The sequence below is a fragment of the Paenibacillus sp. AD87 genome (assembly GCF_001659845.1).
Classification (GTDB): domain Bacteria; phylum Bacillota; class Bacilli; order Paenibacillales; family Paenibacillaceae; genus Paenibacillus; species Paenibacillus marchantiae.
Map to the genome: position 1 here is coordinate 152,259 of NZ_LXQN01000022.1, position 23,564 is coordinate 175,822.

Annotated in this window: 19 protein-coding genes, 1 rRNA gene and 1 riboswitch; of the genes, 3 read left to right on the forward strand and 17 right to left on the reverse strand. The window is 47.7% G+C overall.

The annotated features are described in order from the left end of the window. Positions 1-85: 85 nt before the first annotated feature. The 15 genes from purH to gpAD87_RS28965 form a co-directional block, all read right to left on the reverse strand. A complete protein-coding gene (purH, locus tag gpAD87_RS28900; RefSeq protein ID WP_064642294.1) occupies positions 86-1,633 on the reverse strand; it encodes a bifunctional phosphoribosylaminoimidazolecarboxamide formyltransferase/IMP cyclohydrolase in 1,548 nt (515 codons plus the stop codon). Positions 1,634-1,966: 333 nt separating this feature from the next. Beyond that, positions 1,967-2,584 carry a phosphoribosylglycinamide formyltransferase gene (gene purN, locus gpAD87_RS28905; RefSeq protein WP_064642295.1) on the reverse strand — a complete coding sequence of 206 codons (618 nt, stop codon included), beginning with the start codon at positions 2,582-2,584 and terminating at the stop codon, positions 1,967-1,969. Next, positions 2,584-3,624: a phosphoribosylformylglycinamidine cyclo-ligase gene (purM, locus tag gpAD87_RS28910; RefSeq protein WP_063568060.1), complete on the reverse strand. Its 1,041-nt coding sequence runs from the start codon at positions 3,622-3,624 to the stop codon at positions 2,584-2,586. Before purM ends, purN begins: the two co-directional genes overlap by 1 nt. Before the next feature lie 628 nt (positions 3,625-4,252). Further along, complete coding sequence (gene purF / locus gpAD87_RS28915) at positions 4,253-5,731, reverse strand: amidophosphoribosyltransferase (protein ID WP_064642297.1); 1,479 nt, start codon at positions 5,729-5,731, stop codon at positions 4,253-4,255. Further along, positions 5,716-7,959: a phosphoribosylformylglycinamidine synthase subunit PurL gene (purL, locus tag gpAD87_RS28920; protein ID WP_064642299.1), complete on the reverse strand. Its 2,244-nt coding sequence runs from the start codon at positions 7,957-7,959 to the stop codon at positions 5,716-5,718. The genes purF and purL overlap by 16 nt, the downstream gene beginning before the upstream one ends. Further along, positions 7,937-8,626 carry a phosphoribosylformylglycinamidine synthase subunit PurQ gene (gene purQ, locus gpAD87_RS28925; RefSeq protein ID WP_064642301.1) on the reverse strand — a complete coding sequence of 230 codons (690 nt, stop codon included), beginning with the start codon at positions 8,624-8,626 and terminating at the stop codon, positions 7,937-7,939. The genes purL and purQ overlap by 23 nt, the downstream gene beginning before the upstream one ends. 4 nt (positions 8,627-8,630) lie before the next feature. Then, positions 8,631-8,876: a phosphoribosylformylglycinamidine synthase subunit PurS gene (gene purS / locus gpAD87_RS28930; RefSeq protein ID WP_024633544.1), complete on the reverse strand. Its 246-nt coding sequence runs from the start codon at positions 8,874-8,876 to the stop codon at positions 8,631-8,633. A gap of 642 nt (positions 8,877-9,518) precedes the next feature. Continuing rightward, the gene (locus gpAD87_RS28935; protein ID WP_063568204.1) at positions 9,519-10,394 is read right to left on the reverse strand and encodes a phosphoribosylaminoimidazolesuccinocarboxamide synthase; all 876 of its coding nucleotides are present in this window, start codon (positions 10,392-10,394) and stop codon (positions 9,519-9,521) included. Positions 10,395-10,670: 276 nt separating this feature from the next. Further along, positions 10,671-11,969, reverse strand: a complete 1,299-nt coding sequence (gene purB / locus gpAD87_RS28940; RefSeq protein ID WP_063568205.1) for an adenylosuccinate lyase — start codon at positions 11,967-11,969, stop codon at positions 10,671-10,673. Next, positions 11,966-13,168 (reverse strand): 5-(carboxyamino)imidazole ribonucleotide synthase, encoded by a 1,203-nt coding sequence (gene purK / locus gpAD87_RS28945; RefSeq protein ID WP_064642303.1) that lies wholly within the window; start codon positions 13,166-13,168, stop codon positions 11,966-11,968. Before purK ends, purB begins: the two co-directional genes overlap by 4 nt. Then, positions 13,165-13,650, reverse strand: coding sequence for a 5-(carboxyamino)imidazole ribonucleotide mutase (purE, locus tag gpAD87_RS28950; RefSeq protein ID WP_063568218.1), 486 nt, complete (start codon positions 13,648-13,650; stop codon positions 13,165-13,167). The genes purK and purE overlap by 4 nt, the downstream gene beginning before the upstream one ends. 186 nt (positions 13,651-13,836) lie before the next feature. After that, a riboswitch (purine riboswitch) is annotated at positions 13,837-13,938 on the reverse strand. Between the two features lie 268 nt (positions 13,939-14,206). Then, positions 14,207-14,641, reverse strand: coding sequence for a universal stress protein (locus gpAD87_RS28955; RefSeq protein WP_024633549.1), 435 nt, complete (start codon positions 14,639-14,641; stop codon positions 14,207-14,209). A 186-nt stretch (positions 14,642-14,827) separates the two neighbouring features. Beyond that, positions 14,828-15,091, reverse strand: a complete 264-nt coding sequence (locus gpAD87_RS28960) for a DUF1294 domain-containing protein (protein WP_063568208.1) — start codon at positions 15,089-15,091, stop codon at positions 14,828-14,830. Positions 15,092-15,220: 129 nt separating this feature from the next. Next, positions 15,221-15,358 carry a hypothetical protein gene (locus gpAD87_RS32360; protein WP_162842470.1) on the reverse strand — a complete coding sequence of 46 codons (138 nt, stop codon included), beginning with the start codon at positions 15,356-15,358 and terminating at the stop codon, positions 15,221-15,223. Between the two features lie 58 nt (positions 15,359-15,416). Then, positions 15,417-17,546 (reverse strand): DNA topoisomerase III, encoded by a 2,130-nt coding sequence (locus gpAD87_RS28965; protein ID WP_064642305.1) that lies wholly within the window; start codon positions 17,544-17,546, stop codon positions 15,417-15,419. Positions 17,547-17,929: 383 nt separating this feature from the next. On the opposite strand from gpAD87_RS28965, the gene gpAD87_RS28970 reads away from it, so the two are divergent. Next, positions 17,930-19,864: an amidase family protein gene (locus gpAD87_RS28970; protein ID WP_064642307.1), complete on the forward strand. Its 1,935-nt coding sequence runs from the start codon at positions 17,930-17,932 to the stop codon at positions 19,862-19,864. Between the two features lie 173 nt (positions 19,865-20,037). Then, on the forward strand, positions 20,038-21,234 hold the full coding sequence (locus gpAD87_RS28975; RefSeq protein ID WP_064642310.1) for an S-layer homology domain-containing protein: 1,197 nt from the start codon (positions 20,038-20,040) through the stop codon (positions 21,232-21,234). Between the two features lie 111 nt (positions 21,235-21,345). Here gpAD87_RS28975 and gpAD87_RS28980 read toward each other — a convergent pair whose 3' ends face one another. Beyond that, on the reverse strand, positions 21,346-22,356 hold the full coding sequence (locus tag gpAD87_RS28980; protein WP_064642312.1) for a ketoacyl-ACP synthase III: 1,011 nt from the start codon (positions 22,354-22,356) through the stop codon (positions 21,346-21,348). A 302-nt stretch (positions 22,357-22,658) separates the two neighbouring features. On the opposite strand from gpAD87_RS28980, the gene gpAD87_RS28985 reads away from it, so the two are divergent. After that, positions 22,659-23,213 (forward strand): NADPH-dependent FMN reductase, encoded by a 555-nt coding sequence (locus gpAD87_RS28985; RefSeq protein ID WP_064642314.1) that lies wholly within the window; start codon positions 22,659-22,661, stop codon positions 23,211-23,213. Between the two features lie 176 nt (positions 23,214-23,389). Here the strand turns inward: gpAD87_RS28985 and rrf are convergent. Further along, positions 23,390-23,506 (reverse strand): 5S ribosomal RNA (gene rrf, locus gpAD87_RS28990). Positions 23,507-23,564: the final 58 nt, after the last annotated feature.

The following is a 23,564-nucleotide window of genomic DNA, read 5'->3' on the forward strand; positions in this document are numbered from 1 at the left end:
ACGTGTTGAAATATCCTAAAAAAGAAGGGGTGTACCATAAGTCATAAGCATGACAGGCGACACCCCTTATTAAACCTTTTTCGCTCTAGTGTTTGAAGTGACGAACGCCAGTGAAGACCATGGCAATGCCGTATTCATTCGCTACTTTAATGGACTCTTCGTCCTTGATCGAACCACCTGGTTGAATAACGGCTGTAACTCCAGCTTTGGCTGCAAGTTCCAGTGTATCGCCCATTGGGAAGAACGCATCGGATGCCAGAATGGCACCTTTGGCTAGTTCTCCAGCTTGTTCAATAGCAATCTTGGCTGCGCCGACACGGTTCATTTGCCCTGCGCCAACACCTACAGTCATGTCGTTTGCTGCAAGCACGATCGCATTAGATTTCACATGCTTAACCACTTTCCAGCCAAACAACAGCTGTTTCAGTTCTTCTTCGGATGGTGCACGATCTGTAACTACCTTAAGCTCGCTCGCTTCAATGGAATGCACATCGCTTTGTTGCACGATCATGCCGCCGTCGATGGAGGTAACTACGAACTTACTCTCCCGATTGCGGGCAGCGTTCAGTTCACCGGTTTTGAGCAAACGAATATTTTTCTTTTTGGTCAGGATGTCGAGTGCCTCTTGTGTAAAGTCAGGAGCCAGTACGATTTCCAGGAAAATTTCACTCAGTTTAGCCGCTGTATCGCTGTCGATAATGCGGTTGGCTGCCACGATTCCACCAAAGATAGAAGTTGGATCAGCCGCATAAGCTTTGCCATAAGCCTCGTAGATGCTTTCGCCAATACCTACGCCGCAAGGATTCATATGTTTAACCGCCACAACTGCCGGTTCTTCAAATTCTTTCACAATCTGCAAGGCTGCGTTCGCATCGTTGATATTATTGTAAGACAACTCTTTGCCGTGCAATTGCTCGGCTGTTGTCAACGTATCTTGGGCTGCCAGCGGTTTGCGGTAGAATGCCGCCTGCTGATGTGGATTTTCGCCATAGCGCAAATCCTGGAGTTTTTCGTAAGTAACCGTCAGACGCTCTGGCAGTGGATTACCGTTCAGGTTGGAGAGATAATCGGAAATAACTGCATCGTATGCCGCTGTATGGCGGAACACTTTTGCCGCAAGCCGTTTGCGTGTCTCGAGTGTGGTGTCCCCATTGCTGCGGACCTCTTCAAGCACCTTGCCATAATCTGCTGTGTCTACAACGACACTAACATAAGCATGGTTTTTGGCAGCAGAACGAAGCATGGTTGGACCACCAATATCGATGTTCTCGATTGCGTCCTCATACGTTACGTCCAGTTTGGCGATGGTGTCCTGGAACGGATACAGGTTTACAACAACGAGGTCGATATAGTCCAGTCCATTCTCCTCCATCTGGCGCTTGTGCTCTTCGCTGTCACGAACAGCCAATAAACCACCATGCACTGCCGGATGCAATGTTTTAACACGTCCGTCCATAATCTCCGGGAATCCGGTCACATCCGAAATTCCGATGACAGGTACGCCTTCCTTCGACAACAGACTGCTTGTACCTCCTGTCGAAATAATCTCCACACCCATTTGCGACAGCTCGCGGCAAAAATCCACGATACCTGTTTTATCCCATACGCTGACCAGCGCTCTTTTGATACTCACAATATGCTCCTCCTTTAATGTCCCATGGTTTCGCGTTTCATGGCGAAACACAACCGATTTATTTCCCGAGAAATATCACAAAATGCGTACCAATTTTCGACTTCTGTTATACAAGTTGAACCAAGATGTTTACACGAGACACTCCGATGACAGAACAACCTTCTAATCGCTGTTATCCCCAGATTTTTGATTCCCTTTTCTTAAAGGGAAAATCCGGTGATAAAGCGTATGCTTCCGATGCAGCTTTCTTTCAGAAAGCTTTTAGGCGAACGCTTCGCTTCTTCAGGTTTTTTCTATCCTCTCCGTTAATGTGTAAAAAATTTTCAACTTATATCAAACCGGTTTGTTAACAGTGACGTGACGTCCGTCTAACTGAACCAGACCTTGCGCAAACCAGGAAACAACCTCGGGGTATAACTGCTGTTCGGCCGCATGAATAGAACGGCTGATTGACTCAGGCGTATCATCTGGCAAAATAGGAACAGGGTGCTGGGCAATAATCGGCCCTGTATCCATTCCCCCATCCACAAAGTGGACGGTAACCCCGGTGATTTTAACGCCATATTCCAGTGCCTGCCCTATGGCATCTTTGCCTGCAAACGCTGGCAACAATGACGGATGAATGTTAATCAATCTTCCTGCATAGCGATCCACGACTACCGAAGTCAACAATCTCATGTATCCGGCAAGAACAACCAGGTCAATGTCTTTGGATTCAAGCACTTCCACGATCTCAGCCTCGTAGGCTTCGCGGGAATCATAATTTTTAGGAGTAAACAGATGGCATTCCACGCCTGCCTCCTGCGCCCGCTGCACCACACGTGCAGCCGGTTTGTCACTTACCAGCAGATCTATGGATGCCCCCAGCCCTCCGTTCCGTGCTGCATCTACCAATGCTTGAAAGTTCGACCCTTCACCAGAGGCAAATACAGCAATACGGTAGTTCGCCATTAAACATCCGCTCCCGTGAAGGTTACTCGCGCATCTCCTTCGGTCACACGTCCAATGATGTACGCTTCTTCACCGGATGCTTTCAGTTGTTCCAATGCTTCAACTGCGTCAGCTTCATTCACGACCAGCACAAGTCCGATCCCCATATTAAACGTGGTGAACATGTCGCGGTTCGAAACGGAGCCCTTTTCTTGCAACAGATTGAAGATTGGCAGAATCGGCCAAGAACCATAGTCAATATCTACATTCACGCTGCTTGGCAGCATACGCGGGATGTTCTCGATGAAGCCACCACCAGTAATGTGGGCCATGCCTTTTACTTTTACCTTTTCAAGCAGGGACAGGAGTGGTTTCACATAGATTTTCGTTGGTTCCAGTAGTGCGTCACCCAGCTTACCACCCAGTTCAGCAACTTCATCCTGCAAGCCCAATCCGGCTTGTTCCAACAATAGTTTGCGTACCAAGGAGAATCCGTTACTATGCACTCCGCTGGATGCAAGTCCGATCACTGTGTCGCCAGGAGAGATCGTTGTACCGTTAATGATTTTCGCTTTGTCCACGATACCTACGGTAAATCCGGCAATATCGTATTCACCCTCACTGTACATGCCCGGCATTTCAGCCGTTTCCCCACCGATTAATGCACAACCGGATTGATGACAGCCTTCTGCGATTCCCGCAACAATGGCTTCGATTTTCTCCGGTATGACTTTGTCACAAGCCAGATAGTCGAGGAAGAACAGCGGCTCTGCACCCTGTACCACAATGTCGTTCACACACATGGCTACCGCGTCGATTCCGATGGTATCATGACGGTCCATGGCAAATGCGATTTTCAGCTTAGTTCCTACACCGTCTGTACCGGATACAAGCACCGGCTCATCATATTTATCTTTGTTCAAACCGAACAGGGCGCCAAAGCCTCCCAGATCTGTCATCACTTCCGGACGGAAGGTACGCTTCACGTGTTTTTTCATCCGTTCAACCGCTTCGTTGCCTGCCGCGATATCGACGCCGGCGTTTTTGTATGCTTCGGACAAGTGGAATCAGCTCCTTATTTTTCGCCCCTCCTAAATCCTCCCGCCCGGGAGGACCCCATAGGACCTTGGCAGGCCCTCTGGACACCCGCCAAACAAGCGGTGCAGGGGTGGCTGGTATGATCTTGCTATGATTGGTTCGTTCGTGTGCTCGCGTGGTTGTTCGCCGATTCCGCTGGCCGAAGGCCATCGGTCGGCGAACCCCGCTCGGCTGCGCTGCGGGGCAAGCCCGCGGGGGCAGCTGCTTCGCTTGGCTGCCCTGGCCCCTATTGCTCCGCAAGGCGGGGCTTAAGGGCCGGGCTGCGCTCGGGGGCAGCTGCTTCGCCTGGCTGCCCGGCCCCTGTTGCTCCGCAAGGCGGGGCTAAGGGCCGGGCTGCGCTCGGGGGCAGCTGCTTCGCTTGGCCGCCCTGGCCCCTATTGCTCCGCAAGGCGGGGCTAAGGGCTCGGGCTATGCCCGGGGGTAGCTGCTTCGCACTGCTGCCTTGGCCCCTGTTGCTCCGCAAGGCGGGGCTAAGGGCCGGGCTGCGCCCTGAGGCCAGCTGCTTCGCACCGCTGCCTGGGCCCCTGTTGCTCCGCAAGGCGGGGCTTAAGGGCGCGGGCTACGAGTTACGTTTGTCTCGCAGGATAACAGCTAGCAGCTGCAGCCGAATTTCTCTTCGCCGCCGAAGTCGAGGCGGGTTGGATAATCATTATCAAAGCATGCGAGGCAAAGCCCGCCTTTGTAGTCATCCTGATTATCTCCCTGAATCGACGTAATCAGCCCATCGGGGCTGAGGAACGACAGGGAGTCCGCATTAATTTCACGGCAAATTTCTTCCACCGACAGCTGTGAAGCAATTAATTCACGGCTGTCAGGCGTATCGATGCCGTAAAAGCACGGGTTTTTGAACGGTGGTGATGTAATGCGTACATGCACCTCTGTTGCTCCGGCATCACGCAGCATGTTCACGATTCGGCGGGAAGTGGTTCCCCGTACGATGGAGTCGTCAATCATGACCACGCGTTTGCCTTCTACCACACGGCGCACAGCACTCAGTTTCATCTTCACGCCTTGTTCCCGCAGTTCCTGGCTTGGCTGGATAAACGTACGTCCGGTGTATTTGTTTTTGATCATACCCATCTCATACGGAATCCCTGTCTGCTCGGCGTAGCCGATTGCCGCGGAAATACTGGAGTCTGGTACACCTGTTACCAGATCGGCATCCACAAATGACTCAATCGCCATCCGGCTGCCCATCCGTTTACGCGCAGCGTGCTGGTTTGCACCATTCATGTCACTGTCCGGACGGGCAAAGTAAATATACTCCATCGCACACAGTGCCTTGCGGTGTTTGTGATGATCGAAGCGGTCCTCGTGAAGACCATCCGCATCCAGCACCAACAGTTCACCCGGTTCAATGTCACGAATCAACTCTGCACCGATCGTCTCCAATGCACATGTCTCGGATGCGAACAGATACGCATCTCCCAATTTACCCATTGTGAGCGGACGCAGACCATGGGGATCAGAAGCAACCAGCAATTTGTCGTTGGTCATGATCAGAAATGCATAACCACCCACAATACGCTGGAACGCATCCTTCGCGGCTTCTACCAATCCTTTGGAAGATCTCGCGATTAGATGGGCAATAACTTCGGTATCACTGGTCGTTTGAAAAATAGATCCGCCCTGCTCCAATTCACGCCGGATTGTTGGCGCATTTACAATGTTTCCGTTCGTTGCTACAGCCAGATCACCATCACGGTATTTGAATACTAATGGCTGTGCGTTCGTCAGCTTACTGTCACCACTTGTAGAATAACGGACATGTCCAATGGAAATATCCCCGGTCAACGTCTGCATCAGGTCTTTAGTGAAGACTTCCTTCACCAGACCCATGCCGCGATGATAGTTAAACTGGCTGCCATCACTCACACACATGCCTGCACTTTCTTCGCCCCGATGTTGCAGCGCATGCAGTCCATAATAGGAGAGCGAAGCTGCGTCAGGGTGTCTGAACACCCCGAACACGCCGCATTCTTCCTTCAATTTGTCGAGTCCCTCCTTGCCGGACCCTTCATTATAATAATCACCTGTCCACAACGGTCCTGTCGTCAGTTCATGAGACATGGAATCGCATCCTCCCAGACCTGAGCCAAACCTCCTACAGGTTCGCTCACGGCTGATGTTCCGTTCAATTCAATCGTCAGGTTACTTCCTTCTACACGTCCAATCACAGCTACAGGTACACCGCGCTCACGTACAAATGCTTCAAGTTTCCCCGCTTGCTCTGGCGTAGCCGACAACAAGATACGGGATTGGCTCTCACTGAACAGGGCGTGATCTGCACGCAGTGCAGTCTCCACATTCACCTGTGCTCCTACGTTACCGCTGATACAAGACTCTGCGAGTGCTACAGCCAAGCCGCCTTCAGACAAGTCATGTGCAGAGCGAACGAGACCGGATTGAATAGCTTCCAGCACCGTGCTGAGCAACGCTTTTTCTGTTTGCAAGTTCAGTTCTGGAGGGCGACCTTCCGTCTGACCATGAACCGCGTATTGCAGCTCGCTGCCACCCAGTTCAGCTTTTGTTTCACCGAGGAGGATGATAACATCTCCTTCGGATTTGAATGCCTGTGTCGTGATATGATCCGTATCATGAACGAGACCTACCATACCGACAACTGGCGTTGGATAGATAGAGCCTTTGGCGTTTTCATTGTACAGACTTACGTTACCACCGATGACCGGCGTATCCAGCACATGACAAGCTTCCGCCATACCGTCTACCGCTTTCTCCATTTGCCAGAAAATATCCGGCTTCTCCGGGTTACCGAAGTTCAGGTTGTCCGTAATCGCGAGTGGCTCTGCACCGGAACATACAATATTACGGGCAGCTTCGCTGACTGCAATCCGTCCACCTACTTCAGGATCAAGGTAAACATAACGTCCATTACAGTCCGTTGTCATCGCGAGACCTTTGCGTGTACCACGAATCGTAACTACGGCTGCATCCGAACCAGGACGAACGGCAGTGCTTGTACGCACCATGTAGTCGTATTGGTCATACACCCATTTTTTACTTGCTACTGTTGGTGAAGCCAGCACTTGTTTCAAAGCTCCGCCGAGATCCGACACTTCGTCGTAACGAAGCGTGTCGATGGAAGCACTTTGCTCGTAGTAGGCAGGTACAGAAGAAGGTTTGTCATACACAGGACATTCGTCAACCAATGCCGTTACCGGCATATCTCCAACCACTTCGCCGTGGTGAATCAATTTCAGACGACCATCATCCGTTACTTTACCGACTTTTGCACAGATTACGCCCCAACGTTCAAAGATTTCCATCGCCTGCGCCTCATCCTTCGGCTCAACGACGAACAACATCCGTTCTTGGGACTCGGACAACATCATCTCGTAAGGTGTCATGCCTTCTTCACGCTGTGGCACCTGATCCAGATACAGTTCCAAACCATTACCTGCTTTACTTGCCATTTCCGCACTGGAGCACGTCAGACCTGCTGCGCCCATATCCTGAATACCAAGCACGATACCGGTATCGATCAATTCGAGGCAAGACTCCATTACGAGTTTTTCCATGAACGGGTCACCTACCTGAACCGCTGTCCGTTGGGACTCGGATTCTTCCGTCAGTTCAACTGATGCAAAGGTCGCTCCATGAATACCATCCCGGCCTGTTGGCGGCCCTACATAATACACTGGGTTCCCCACACCTTTAGCCACGCCGCGCTGGATTTTGTCATGATCAATAAGACCCACACACATAGCATTAACCAGCGGATTGCCTTCATAGCTCTCATCAAACATGACTTCACCAGCAACAGTAGGAATACCAATACAGTTTCCGTATCCAGCAATACCTGCTACCACGTGCTCGAACAGATATTTAACGCGATCACTTTCCAGCTTGCCAAAACGCAAGGAATTCAACAAAGCTACCGGTCTTGCTCCCATAGAGAAAATATCACGGATAATGCCGCCAACACCTGTTGCCGCACCTTGGTAAGGCTCAACCGCGGAAGGATGGTTATGGCTTTCAATTTTGAATACAACGGCCTGATTGTCACCGATATCTACGATCCCGGCACCTTCACCCGGACCCATCAGGACACGCGGTCCACTTGTAGGGAATCGACGCAGTAACGGCTTGGAGTTTTTGTATGCGCAGTGCTCCGACCACATAACACTGAAAACACCAATCTCCGTGTAGTTCGGCTTACGCCCCATGAACTCACAGATCAGCTCATACTCGCTGTCAGACACGCCCATTTGTGCGTAAAGTTTATGTTCTGCGACCTGTTCTGCTGTCGGTTCCTTAGCGGATAGCTGCTGCGTCATGCCGATCCCTCCATGCTTTCAAAATAGATGTAAACATACGTTTGCCGTCTTCCGAACCCAGCAGTGAGTCCACCGCGCGCTCTGGATGTGGCATCATACCAACCACGTTTCCACCCTCATTACAGATTCCCGCGATATCACCCAGGGAACCGTTCGGGTTGCTGCCATACGTAAAGACGATCTGGTTGTTTGCCTGCAAACTCGCGAGTGTTTCCTCGTCACAGTAATAGTTTCCTTCACCGTGAGCAATTGGAATAACAATCTCTTCCCCCGGTGCATAGTCACGTGTAAATGGAGTATCTGCATTCGCTACTTTCAACACCGTATCGTGACAACGGAATTTCAGCGACATGTTGCGGATCAAAGCGCCAGGAAGCAATCCTGCCTCAGTAAGGATCTGAAATCCGTTACAAATGCCGAGAATATATTTACCTTGTTCAGCAGCCTTAGCTACCTCATTCATTACGGGTGCAAAACGGGAGATCGCTCCGCAACGCAGATAGTCACCATAAGAGAAACCACCTGGAACTAGGATACAATCATAAGCCGATAGATCTGTAGCCGTGTGCCATACATAATCAACCTCTTGTCCAATCGCATCTTCTACTGATTTGTAACAGTCGATGTCGCAGTTGGAGCCAGGAAACACAAGAACTGCAAATTTCATGGGATTAACCCTCCAATTCGTAGCGGTAATCTTCAACAACGGTGTTAGCCAGCAGCTTTTCACACATTACTGTCAATCGTTTCTCCGCTTCCGCACGGTCTGTTGTATCCAGAGTCAGTTCCATGACTTTACCAATCCGTACACTTTCCACTTCATTGAATCCCATCGAATGCAGGGCACCTTGAACAGCTACTCCTTGCGGGTCGAGAACGCTTTGCTTAATAGTGACATAGACGGTTGCTTTGATCATGATCCTTATGTTCCTCCTCAGTAATGAACGGGATAAATGCTTTACGCTGTTAAAAAAAGTGACTTGGGAGCTTGCTCCGGGGCGGATTGTTCTTTCCGGTCGCTGTTGTCCCCAGGTTTTTTGGATTGTTTTGGCCCGCTATGCGGTCAAAACCCGGGGACAAAGGCGAACGCTATCGCTCCTTTAAGAACAATTCCGCCCCTCCGCTAGTCCATACGGACGTTTTTAAAGGCCTAAACCTTTTACGTTGCACGGTGTGTAATGGTCTAGTCTGACCATTACGTGAAAACAGTGAATGGTCTATAAAATAGTTTAGTAATCAATGAATTTAATTCTCGTAATTTTTTCAGGCTTCCCTACCTGTGGGAAGCCTCCGCACTTAATTGCCTCATCCCCAGTTTGAAACTGGCGGAGGGAAAGATTTGAGCTGGAGAAGCGAAGCTAAAAGCTTTCTGAAAGAAAGCTACTTCGTAAGCATATGCTTCGCCTTTGCAACCGGAATGTTTCCTTTTGAAAAAAGGATTCCAATCCAAACATTCCGGGGGCAACAGCGATCGAAAGCCAAACTTTCCCGTAGCCCGCTCAAACGTTAGCCTCCTCAAACTTTCCCGTAGCCTACACTCAAACGTCCCTTACTCAAACTTACTTTTCCGTTAAACGGTTATAAATATCGACGTACCTTGCGGTTGTGGCCTCCACTACCTCTTGTGGCAGCGGGTCAGGTTTGCTGTTCTTGTCCCAATCGCTGCCTAACAGATATGTGCGCACTGGCTCTTTATCCATGCTATCGATCTCGATGTCGAGTTCGTAATTCTCTTTGGCCCAGAAGCGAGAAGCGTCTGGCGTGAAGATTTCATCGATCAGAATGACTTTGCCATCGACCATGCCGAACTCGAATTTGCAGTCTGCGAGAATGATGCCCCGCTGATCGCAATAGTCGCGAGCAAATTCGTAGAGACGCAGGCTCTTTTCCTGAAGCTCAATCGCGAGAGCATCTCCGACAAGTTCTTTCATTCGGTCCATCGGAATGTCTTCGTCATGACCGACATCATTTTTGGCCGCCGGGGTGAAGATGGGAACGTCGAGCTTGGCATTTTTGCGAAGTCCATCAGGCAGCTTGATACCGTTGACCTCTCCGCTTTTCTCATATTGTCTCCATCCGCCTCCGGTAATGTATCCACGTACCACACATTCAATATCAATGCGCTCGGCTTTGCGGGTCACCATGATGCGGTCTTTGAGCAGTTCAGGATCAGTAATGATATCGCCCAATTGGTTTACATCCGTATGCACCACGTGGTTATCCATCATGTCGCCCGTCAGTTCAAACCAGAAGCTGCTCAGTTTATTAAGCACATTGCCCTTCTCGGGAACGGCTGGGTCCAGCACATAGTCAAATGCCGAAATCCGATCCGTAACCACGATGAGAAAATGTTCACCCAGATCGTACAACTCACGTACTTTTCCCTTATATAACAAAGGAGCTTTAACGAGATCTGCCGCAGTGGACAGCGCCATGGAGGCTCACCTTCTTTCAGGAGATGTAAGGCTAAGAACAGAATCCTGATGGTGCGGACTCCACTCCGATGACAGAACAATCTTCCGATCGCTGTTATCCCCAGATTTTTTGATTCCACTTTTTCAAAGTGCAAATCCGGGGATAAAGGCGAAGCGTATGCTTCCGAAGTAGCTTTCTTTCAGAAAGCTTTTAGCTTCGCTTCTTCAGCTTATTTCTGTCCTCTGCGTTCCCTGCTGACCCATCATTCTGTTCTCTAGCCTTATGAGAGTATTATATTAGTCGTTCAAACCAAGCTTTTTAAAGATGGTGTCTACGTGCTTCAGGTGCCATGATGGGTTGAACGCATCTGCGATTTCCTCTTCGCTCAGCACTTCCGTGATTTCCGGTGTGGATTTCACGATATCTTGGAACTGGCGTTGTTCTTCCCATGCTTGCATCGCACGTGGTTGAACAGTATCGTATGCCTGCTCGCGGCTGAAACCTTTGTCGATCAGCTTCGTCATTACGCGACCGGAGAATGGCACGCCGAAGGTGCGCTCCATATTACGTTTCATATTTTCAGGAAATACCGTCAAGTTCTTCACGATGTTACCGAAACGGTTCAGCATGTAGTTCAGCAGCATCGTTGCATCTGGCAGAATGATACGCTCTACGGAAGAGTGCGAGATATCACGCTCATGCCACAGTGTCACGTTCTCGTATGCCGATACCATATGTCCACGAATGACACGGGACAGACCGGAAATATTTTCACTGCCGATTGGGTTACGTTTGTGCGGCATTGCCGAAGATCCCTTTTGACCCTTCGCAAATGCTTCTTCCACTTCACGGAACTCGCTCTTTTGCAGCGCACGTACTTCTGTAGCGAACTTGTCCAAAGATGTTGCGATCAATGCCAGTGTAGCCATGTATTCTGCATGACGGTCACGTTGCAGCGTTTGAGTCGAGATTGGTGCAGGCTTCGTACCCAGCTTCTCGCAGACAAACTCTTCAACAAATGGATCGATGTTCGCGTAAGTCCCAACTGCTCCAGAGATTTTACCGTACTGTACGTTATCTGCCGCGTGGCGGAAACGCTCCAGATTCCGTTTCATTTCTTCATGCCAGAGTGCCATTTTCAGACCAAACGTCGTTGGCTCTGCATGCACCCCATGTGTACGTCCCATCATTGGCGTGTGCTGATAAGTCTTCGCTTTGTCACGTAAAATTTCGATAAAGTTCACGATATCACGTTCCAAGATTTCGTTTGCCTGACGGAGTACATATCCGAGAGCCGTATCAACGACATCCGTGGAAGTCAGTCCGTAGTGCACCCATTTCCGCTCTGCTCCCAGACTTTCAGATACCGTACGTGTGAAGGCAATAACGTCATGACGTGTTTCCTGTTCAATCTCGTAAATGCGGTCGATATCAAAAGAAGCATTCTGACGAAGCAATGCTGCTTCTTCCTTAGGAATGACTCCAAGCTCCGCCCAAGCTTCACATGCACAAATTTCAACTTCCAGCCATGACTTGAATTTGTTTTCCTCCGTCCAAATGGCTCTCATTTCGGGTCTGCTATAACGTTCGATCATAAATTTGTATTCCTCCAAAGATTAGTTTGTTCAATCCATTGTAATCCTTCTTCGACATCCTGACAGAGCAGATTGACATGCCCCATTTTCCGTCCTGTCTTCGCTTCAGTCTTACCATATATATGAAGCTTAGGAATCACACCGAGTTCCAACGCTTCCGCGTCAGCCTGACCCGTTCTGGCAATTATACCTTCCAGATGTTCTCCAAGCACATTGACCATAACAACCGGGCTCAATAATGAAGTATCTCCAAGCGGCAATCCGCAAATCGCACGAATATGCTGTTCAAATTGTGATGTGGCACAGGCCTCCATCGTATAGTGACCGGAATTATGCGGCCTAGGGGCCAGCTCATTCACGTAAAGTCTTCCATCTGCCGCAACAAACAATTCCACTGCCAGCAATCCAACGGCTTGGATGGATTGAGCCACTGCTGCCGCCAACTTCTGCGCCTCAATCTGTATTTCGGTCGCCACTCTTGCTGGTACGATCGAAGCATGCAAAATGTTGTTCACATGAATGTTCTCCGCAGGCGGGAACGTCTTAATTTCCCCATTCGTGCTGCGTGCAACAACGACTGAAATCTCGCAGTCAAATTTAATAAATTGCTCCAATACCAGTTCCGCACCGGTAGCTGCGAGTTCTTCATAGGCAGCTATCGCCTGATTTGTTTCTCGTATAACCCGCTGACCCTTGCCGTCATATCCACCAGTCACCGTCTTCAGTACACAAGGAACACCAAGTTCACTCACGGCCGCCTTCATTGTGTCCTTGCTTGTAATTTCCCGATAAGGGGCTACACGTACACCAGCCGCCTCAATGGCTCGTTTTTCTCGTAAACGATGCTGGGTTGTGTACAATAATGCACTTCCTTGCGGTACATAGGATTCCCGTTCTAGGAGAGAAGCAACATCTGCATCTACATTCTCGAACTCATATGTGATTACATCACACTGCCGAGCCAGTTCGAGTGCAGCCTTTTCATCGTCATATCCCGCTTCAATCTGATCGGCAATTTGTCCACAAGGAGCATCTGCTGCCGGATCAAGTGTAACGAACCGATAACCCATCGCTGTTCCGGCAAGTGTCAGCATCCGTCCAAGCTGCCCGCCTCCGAGAACACCAATGGTTGTTTTTCCTGGGAGCAAGACACGTTCTGCTTTGCCTGCTGATCCGGGTTGTATTCTTGTATTATTCATATTTCGTCACTGCTTTCGAGCACTTCTTGTTTGATTCGCTCTCTGCGGGCTTCGCTGCGACGTTGGACATCCTGGTCAAAAGCACCGATGATCTGAGCCGCAAGCAATCCGGCATTCGTTGCACCTGCTTTGCCAATCGCTACCGTTGCGACGGGAATGCCACCAGGCATCTGAACAATGGACAGCAAGGAATCGAGACCATTTAGCGCCTTGGATTGCACGGGAACTCCAATGACCGGAAGCATCGTTTTGGAAGCAACCATACCGGGCAGATGAGCTGCCCCACCCGCACCCGCAATGATAACCTTGAATCCACGGTCAATCGCTTGCTCCGCATATTCAAACATCAAATCTGGTGTGCGATGCGCGGATACGACTTTTTTTTCATACCCAATCTCCAGCTCGTCCAGCACCTCACAAGCATACTTCATCGTTTCCCAATCCGACTTACTGCCCATAATTACAGCCACCTGTACTGACATGAATACATCCAACTCCCGTCTGAGCGTTTTGGTTTCATCCTGTTGCTTCTCGTTTATTGTGAAATGAAAAAATCCGCTACCCGCGAAAACATCACATTTTCTCCGGACACCGGACTCCAAGAAATACGTATCCCGCATTTGGGCATGCCAAAGGCAGGCTTGCTGTCCGCATCTGATTTCATGCGTCTCTCAGCCGTATCTCCTCGTAGTCCGGAAATTTACGGTTCCCGGGTAGATACTTCCGGGCCCTATTCCCGGCGTTATACGAGCAAATATCTATTTCAACAAATTAATTCAATAATATTGAAAATTCCACATCTTTCGAACCTACTCGACCTTATATATAACTGATCGACACATCTAACATTCTAACAATCCCCTACAGCTAATGTCAACTTAAAGACGAACATTTAACATATTGACAAATTTAATGTTCGGAAATAACCGATCATTCGGAGATACTGCATCCCTTTTATTCCAAAAAAGAAAGCCGACCCCTCTTCAACCTATCGAAGACAGCCGGCATTTCTCTTTTATGTGTACACAAATTCTATAATTATTTCACGATAAGTACCGGAACCTGAGCATGCTGCACTACGTTGTGACTAACGCTACCCAAGACAAATTCCCGGATTCCACCAAGACCACGACTACCAATAATGATGATATCCGATCCGTTCTCTTTGGCATAATCGAGAAGGACCTCGGCAGCAGCTCCTTGAATCAGATCCACGTTTGCTGTAACGCCAGCAGCCTGAATCCGCTCTTTCGCTTCATCCGTCGTTTGCACCGCCAGATTATAGTAGTCATTATTCAAAGAAGGTGGCAAAGGTGCCAATCCTTCCCCGATGAATACACGTGGAAAGTCAAAGGCATGAATAACATCCAAGACTGCACCCGGAGAAACTTTGGCTAACTCAATCGCACGATCGAGTGCTTTATTTGAAGCTTTCGAACCATCATAAGCAACTAGTATTTTGGAGAATAACATGTAAATCCCGTCCCTTCCTTTATATGTAGAACATTCGAAGCCAGCTTCGGTCTGACATAAAATACAAGAACCATGTAACTCCTTAAACGTCCCCAGGTCTAAATGAACCATTTATAAGAAACATTTTACATAATCATTCTAGCCACTCACCTGGAGTACAGCAGATCCTAACCATTAAATTCTACCTTATTGCAGGAAATACCCATAAATTACCGCATTCAGGAATAACAACAACGGAATGCCGATCGTAAAACTGGGATGTTTGGTCTTGTGACGTTTACGATACATTGCAATCCATACTCCCAATGCCCCACCAATAAAGGCCAGCAGAAACAGCGTTCGTTCGGGTGTACGGTCTCGACGGCGCTGCGCACGTTTCTTGTCGTCCGACATGACCAGGTAACCTACGACATTGATAAATAAAAACCACAGTATCAATCCGGTTTGCATATAATTCTAGCGGTCCCCCTGTCCCGGGACATCTCCCTGTACCTCCATTATAGTCCTCTGAAGGAACATGATCAACGCGAGAAGGGAACCGCAAAGATATTTAGAAGCAATGAATCCCGAATACCTAACCTATGACTCCTGTTTAGGAATACCATTCAGGTTTGGTGCTCTTTTTGCTGCCTTTTCGGGACGTACAGAGATACTCTCTTCCTGAATGCTGTCTTTGTTCTGCTGATTATGAATCTTCTCTGGTTTGTTATGTGGCATCTGCGTATCACCTCCTAGGCTTACGTTGCCTGAAAAAGGAGAATCTTATACGACAGTCTTACTCTCCCTTTTTCTCCATGGCTGCCTTCAACAGTTCTCCCAAATTGGAACCGATCGACTCCTGTTTCGCATATTGTTTGACCAGCTTTTGCTGATCACGTTTGTTCACATGCTGTTTGTCTTTATCCAATGTTTCCGTTATGCCGCAAGGCAGACATTGCACGTACAAACCTGCCTTACCCTCTTTGATTTCCATCTTTTTGTGACACTGTGCACAGCGACGGTTGGATAATCGTTTCTCCGCCGAACGACGATATCCGCAATCCTCTGTTGGACACACGAGGAACTTGCCGCGTTTGCCTTTCTTCTCCAGTAAGCGGGCATTACAATCCGGGCAGTGACTATTCGATACATTATGTGGCTTGTACTCCGCTTTGCTACCTTTTACTGTAGATACAAGCTCTTTCGCCATCGAACGGATGCTCTCCAGGAAAGGCTCAGGCTTCCCTTGTCCACGGGCGATTCGTTCCAGCTCAGCTTCCCAGCGAGCTGTTAACTCCGGTGAACGCAGCTGTGGAGCAGCCAGTTCAATCAGCTGTTTTCCTTTTCCCGTTGGATGCATGCTGTTCCCTTGACGATCAATGGTGTCGGAACTTACAAGCTTCTCGATAATATCCGCTCGTGTAGCCGGAGTGCCCAGTCCATGCTTCTCCATTTGAGAAAGCAAAGCTGCCTCGGTATACCGTTTTGGCGGCATCGTCCGTCCACTTTTGATATGACAACGTTGAACCGTCACGGACTGACCTTGCTGCACGTCTGGCAAAAGCGCACGCTCATGGTCTGAGGAATCGTCAGCACGATCATCATCCTCATCGCTATAATCTCCGCCGTACACTTCCCGCCAGCCGCTTTCTTTCACCGTTGTGCCTTTCACATGAAAGGAATCGTTGCCCACCTGAACAGTGATCGCAACAGAATCGTACTTCGCAGCCGGATAGAACAAGCTGATAAAACGGCGTACGATCAGATCGTATAGCTTACGTTCCTCTGGATTCAGCTGATTGAGGAGAACCGTCTGTTCTGTTGGAATGATCGCATGGTGATCCGTTACCCTGCTGTCATCCACGATACGTTTGGTGATATTCAGATTTTTGCGCAACAACGGACGAGCCAGAGACGCATAGGGGCCAATCGCTACACTATCCAGTCGTTCTTTCAGCGTTCCCGTCATATCCGATGTCAGGTAACGGCTGTCTGTACGTGGGTAGGTTACCAGCTTGTGCTGTTCATAAAGACGTTGCAGCACATTCGATGTTTGCTTGGCGGAGAAACCATATTTTCGGTTGGCATCCCGTTGTAATTCCGTCAGGTCATAAGCCAGCGGATGCGGCTCAACCTTTTCACTTTTTTTCACTTGGGCAATCGTACCCTTGCGACCCTCTATTCGTTTCTTCAATTCTTGTGTCTCTTGCGGATCGAAGATGCGTGAATCCCCACCTGCAGCGCGCCATACCGCCTGGAAACCTCCCAGATCGGCCGTTAACGTCTCATACTCTTGGGAACGGAATCCATTGATCTCATTTTCCCTGTCCATAATCATGCCAAGTGTAGGGGTCTGTACCCGTCCAGCTGACAATTGTGCATTAAATCGAACCGTCAATGCACGAGTCACGTTAAGGCCGATCATCCAATCCGCTTCTGCCCGGCAACGTGCCGATTCATAGAGACGATCAAACTGGCTGCCTGGCTTCAGCGATGCAAATCCATCCTTGATGGCCTTGTCGGTCTGGGATGATATCCACAGCCGCTTAAACGGCTTTTTCCACTGGGCCATTTGCATAATCCAGCGAGCCAGCAATTCACCCTCACGTGCTGCATCCGTTGCAATGACCAATTCACCAACATCCTGACGTTTCATCAGCTGCTGTACCGCTTTGTATTGATGGTTGGTCTCTTTGAGTACCTTCAGCTTGGTACGATCAGGCAGAATCGGCAGATCCTCCAGATTCCAGGTTGCATACTTTTTGTCATAGTCCTCTGGTTCAGCCAATCCAACAAGATGCCCAAGCGCCCAAGTCACGATATATTTCGGGCCTTCCATATAGCTTTTATGTTTATCACGCGCTCCCATCACTCTGGCTATTTCTCGTGCCACAGATGGTTTTTCTGCGAGTACTAATGTTTTCAATCCATATCTTCCTTTCTTTGATAAACCTATGACTCTCTTGCTTCTATCGTAATTAAAAGAGTTCTTCTACTTCTATCTTTTCATTATATCATTTCATGGTATTGGTTTGCTTTGGCTTCACAAATAACGATTTGTCCCATAAGATGCCTATCTTCCGGCTCTTATGTCATATTAGTTAACACAATATTCTTCGACATTTTTCTTCCGCGCATGGAATTAGGAGCATTTGGTAGGTTCTATAGCGGAAAAATAGTATGTATACGTTTTTTTGGATAAATATGAGTGTTGTAAGAATACCTTACATGTACTTAGAATGTGAAAAAAGCAACTATATCAGATTCGCCAACACACATCATTGATACACAGGAAGGGAGCGTGGATGCATGACTTATCATGGATCTGTATTGAAAAAAAGTGGGGCCTTGTTACTGGCCGGAGCGGTTGTTGCCTCAACATGGGGAGGAACGGTTCCCTCAGCGTCAGCTGCAACGGCAACGCCTTCTAGCAAAACTACGGTTGCAGCCGTAACAGCTGGTAAGGCACCTGTCACAGCAGTAGCATTTGTTCAAGCTATGGAAGAAGCGGCTACACTTGCAGGTGTTCCTTTTTCCATGGACAAACTTTCCGGCACAACAGTACAGCGTAAAGATGCTGCTTTAGCTTTGCAAACCTGGCTGAAGCTGGAGTCCACTCCAGAATCGTTCAAGGATGTTCCGGATCAGGCGAGCTTTGCCGGTGCCGTTGGTGCGCTGAACACCGCGGGGTTGATGAAAGGATATACCGACGCCCTCTTCCTTCCTAATGCAGTACTGACCCAAAATGATGTTGCTATATTGAAAGACCGCATTTATAACTACATAAAACCATTTGTTCTGGAGGAAGCGACAATTACGGATCTCCAGGCTGCCATGACGCAAGGAAAGCTAACATCCAAAGAACTCGTGCAGAAGTACCTGGATCGGATTGAAAAATATGATGATCAGGGTGTGAGCATTAACGCAGTTCTGACCTTGAACCCGGATGCCCTCAAAATCGCTGAAACGTTGGACGAAGAACGTGCAGCTCAGGGTGCCCGCGGACCTTTACATGGTATTCCGGTTTTAGTTAAAGATAACTTTGATACCAACGATATGCCTACAACCGCAGGATGTATCTGTTTGAAAGATTCTGTTCCTGCTCACGATGCTGAACAAGTGAAGAAACTCAAAGCAGCCGGGGCCATTATTTTGGGCAAAACCAATCTGCATGAATTCGCATTCGGCATTACCACGTCCAGCTCGCTGGGTGGACAAACACTGAATCCTTATGCGCTGGATCACTATCCAGGCGGGTCAAGTGGTGGTACGGGTGCCGCCATTGCCTCAAACTTTGCAGCTGCAGGCATGGGTACTGACACGGGCGGATCAATCCGTATCCCTTCCAGCTTCAACAGCCTTGTTGGTATTCGTCCAACGATCGGACTGTCCAGTCGTGAAGGAATCATCCCTCTCGCATTGACACAGGATGTCGGTGGCCCTATGGCTCGTACCGTAAGTGATGCCGCAATCATGCTGGATGCTACAGCTGGCTATGATAAAAATGATGTCGCTACAGCTTATGCTGTAGGCAAAATCCCTTCCAGTTATACAGATTTCCTGGATGTAAACGGTCTGAAAGGTGCACGGATCGGTGTGGCCACCGAACTCATCCCAAGCACCAAAGCTGAGGAAAAAGCCGTTGCTGACGTGATTAACAACGCTGTAGAAGAACTCAAAACGCTGGGAGCTACGGCAGTCCCAATCAGCATTCCGAACCTGGCTGAAATAAACAAATACCCAAGCTTGAGTGGATACGAGTTCAAATTCCAACTTAATGACTATCTGGAGTCTCTTGGTGACGAAGCCCCTTATCACAGCTTGTCTGAGATTATTGCTTCCGGACAGTTCGACAAATCACAAGAACAGTCGATGAAGACTCGTGATGCACGGGAAACGTTGGAAACTGCCGAATACAAGGACATCGTCCTGAAACGTACTCAAATCACACGTGAGTCCTTGCTGAAAGTTATGGCGGACAACAACCTGGATGCCATCATCTATCCTACGTCCACGCAAGCCGCTGGTGTTATTGGCGAAGGACAAAACTCCGGCGGTAACAACCGATTGAGTCCATTCTCCGGCTTCCCGGCAATCACCGTACCTGCTGGATTTACAACTGAAGGTTTACCAGTAGGTATGGAATTCCTGGGCCGCGCCTTTGATGAAGGAACCTTGATCAAGCTGGCTTACAGCTATGAGCAAGGGACTCATCACCGCCAAGCACCAAAGCTCACGCCATAAATCGTTAATGGGATTAAGAAAATTTTTAAACATAAACGTACACCTCATGGATTACATGAGGTGTACGTTTATTAAGTTTACTCAGTTATACAATTTAAAATTGATCTTACCATCATTTGTCGACTACAATAAATAGGATGTAATTCTAATTTTAAAAATCATAGGAGGTTCGAATGAGGTATCCAAAGTGTAGTATTTTCATTATTATTCTGACACTCAGTTTATCACTGTTCACTACGTCACTAGCAAACGCAGCTTCAAGCTCAAGCAAATATGAATGGGCCAAACCATCTGTTGAATTTATGGCATCTCATAAGGTCATGCAGAACTTTAAGCAAGAAGAGAAGAATTTAAGCAAGAACGTATCAAAAGCAGAACTCACTCGTATGATTTACCTCTTATTCCAAGAGTTCCGGGTAGATAGCAGTAAAGATGTAGAAATCCCTGGTGTTCCTGCAACCAGTACATATTATCAAACTTTTAGAGACGTATACGGTAGTATCCCTAGCAATCCCTCAGGATTAATTGCAGCAGCAGATAAAATCAATTACAACAATGGGACATTTACATATCAACCTAGTAAGATCTTATCTCGCTGGGACTTATTAATTACACTAAATACTCTTTTTCCGGATATCGGTTACTCCGTCAATGAAATGTCAGAGAAAGAATCACTCACCAAACTGCAAACATTCAAGGATATTCCCAAAAGATATTTTAATTCCTATGATACTTATGAAAAATGGAATTATGCTTACCAGCCATTAGCACCCGAATTTGGCTTTATTAAATCCAAAAACGAAAATCATTTAGGTTCCGACCTTGATTATGTAAAACGTGATGCTCTGCTTGGATTCTCCCAGCAGGGCGTGATGAAGCCCAATTCCAAAGGATACTTTTATCCAAATCAAAAGGTAACTTTAGCCGAAACGGCAGTGATTCTACATCGGATTTATAAGTATTATGGCGGAACAGGTTATGTGCCAAAGCCATCCAAAGATGAAGAGGTCACCAATGGAACAAGATTGTTTTTGTACAAGGATGATGTATCAACGATGAGTATTTCAGATGATTTTGCACTAGTTAATGCAGATGACGTTCCAACACTTTATCTCGCTTTGAGCGCTAAAGCACCTGTGGATCTGAAAGTAATAGTAAACGGAGAAGCTATGTTCTACACTTATGAGCGACTAAGTATTTTGGATGCACCTGTTATTATCCCGTTTGATGGAGCTTACTTCGCTGAGATCTATCCAACACTACGAAGTACTGGTGAATTGGTTCATGATGTTGAAAGCATACAGTTAACATACTATGTATCTGATAAACTTGTCGATTTCAATTCAATTGAACCTTTATCTTGGCAGTAACAATATGGGGTACAGCTCTTCTTGAGAGCTGTACCCCTTTTGTGTAGTAACTATAGCGATATTGATAGCAAAGGACTCATACATTATCGAAGACGGCACTGTATATATATTTTATCCCTCGTTTGCTGAAGGACTGTCCGGTACACTCCATCTAAGCACAAGACTTGCGTAGGTCAGGCCGCCTCCAAAACCAAACAGTGCTATTTGATGCCCATGCTTTAATTTCCCTGCGTCTACTGCAAGCTGTAAAGCGAGCGGAATGGAAGCTGCCGAGGTATTTCCCCTGTACTCAACACTTGTTAAAGTGCGTTCCAGCGGAATAGGACCGCGTTCACAAACCGCTTCAATCATTCTTAGATTCGCACTATGGGGTACAAACCAATCGATCTGCTCCGGCTTCATCTCTGCTTTGGCTATAAGCCCACTCAATTGTTCTGGAATCGTGCGTACTACCCACTTATAGATCTCTCTGCCATTCTGGACAAGGCATCCCTCACCCTGCAGAGGTACACCATTCATCTCAGAAGAAAGACCACTCTTATAGAGATGAATACCGCCTTCTCCACTCGTACCTGAGATGGCTGCCACAAAATCGCCTTTCCCAGCAGCTCTTTCTACCAAAAAGGCTCCTGCCCCGTCGCCGAACAATACACATGTCGTACGGTCTGTATAATCAGTAATCTTGGACAACGTCTCTGCTCCAATAACCAACACTTTATGATACATACCACTGGTTACCAGACTGTCCGCCAGTTGCAATCCATACGTAAATCCTGCACATGCCGCATTCAAATCAAGTACTCCCGTACGTGGAATCTTGAGATTTGCCTGTACTCTAGATGCTGTGCTGGGAAATGAATATTCAGGTGTGCTGGTAGCAACCAAAATCATATCCACATCTTCTACGCTAACATTATAACGGCGCATCATATCTTCTACAGCCTTGGTGGCCAGGTCAGATACAAATTGATCATCAGCTGCTATGCGCCGTTCTCTCATCCCTGTACGCTGTACAATCCATTCATCACTCGTGTCGACCAGCTTCTCCAAATCAGCATTACTTAATATTCGATCCGGTACATACGTACCCATTGCGGTAATGGTTGACATTGATTGATTCATACCGGTAGTCACCTCGTTTGTTTTTTTATCATTATAGCACTAAGTATTAGTACTTGGTACTAATTTTAAAAAATATTTATTATGATTCATTCGTCAGTTGTTTATTTTAAGCGCTCTCTTCATCCTATTACCCAGGAGTCATGCAAACTATCGCATGCATTTTTGATGAAGAATTGTGGATATCCTCTGAGTAACATGAAGAATGCCTTAATTAAATGCGTTTTCTATAGACAGTCCATTCCAACAGGAGGAAAATAAACAGATTGCCCTACATTACTAAGGAATAGAGATGATGTATACCCATGAAAAAAGAATTTAATATCCTTGCGATTTCCGGAAGCCTGCGCAATCAGTCCTCCAATACTTTACTAATGCATGCCATGATTAAGCTAGCTCCTCCTAACCTTAAGTTTGGAGTATATGGTGGATTAAATGATCTACCGCATTTTAACCCTGACCTCGATATTGAGGAAGCTCCTGAGTCCGTACAGAATTTGAGAGCCCAACTGAAGTATTCGGATGGAGTTCTGATCTGCACACCGGAGTATGGAAATGGAGTTCCTGGGGTCTTAAAAAACGCATTAGATTGGATTGTATCTTCAGGAGAATGGCTCAATAAACCCACCGTTGCCATCGCTGCTTCTCCCAGCCCCATGGGCGGTGACAAAGCCCATGCTTCACTATTGCTGACGCTAAACATGATTAATGCTCAAGTCTTACATGAGGCCTCTCTAACCATTCCTCATATTACATTGAAGATGAATAAACAAGGAGTCATCATTGATTCAGAGACCCATTATGCATTGGAGAACTCACTTTTAAGCCTAGGGGATGCATGCAACCAAATGATTAAATAGACAGAACCTTCTTAAATTAATCTGACTATAAAAAAATTAGCACATTCACATAAATTGAAATAAAAGAACAGCCCTGGATTTTCTCCGGGCTGTTACGGTTTATATTAGATACTTATTAGATACTTCGTATATAACAAATAAAAACCACCACCGAATAACATCGGCAGTGGTTCTTTGCTTGGCGGCGTCCTACTCTCCCAGGACCCTGCGGTCCAAGTACCATCGGCGCTAGAGGGCTTAACGGTCGTGTTCGGGATGGGTACGTGTGGAACCCCTCCGCCATCGCCACCAAACGCATAGCTTAGCTTACATTCAGAGATCATTCTCTGAAAACTAGATCCGAAACGAAAT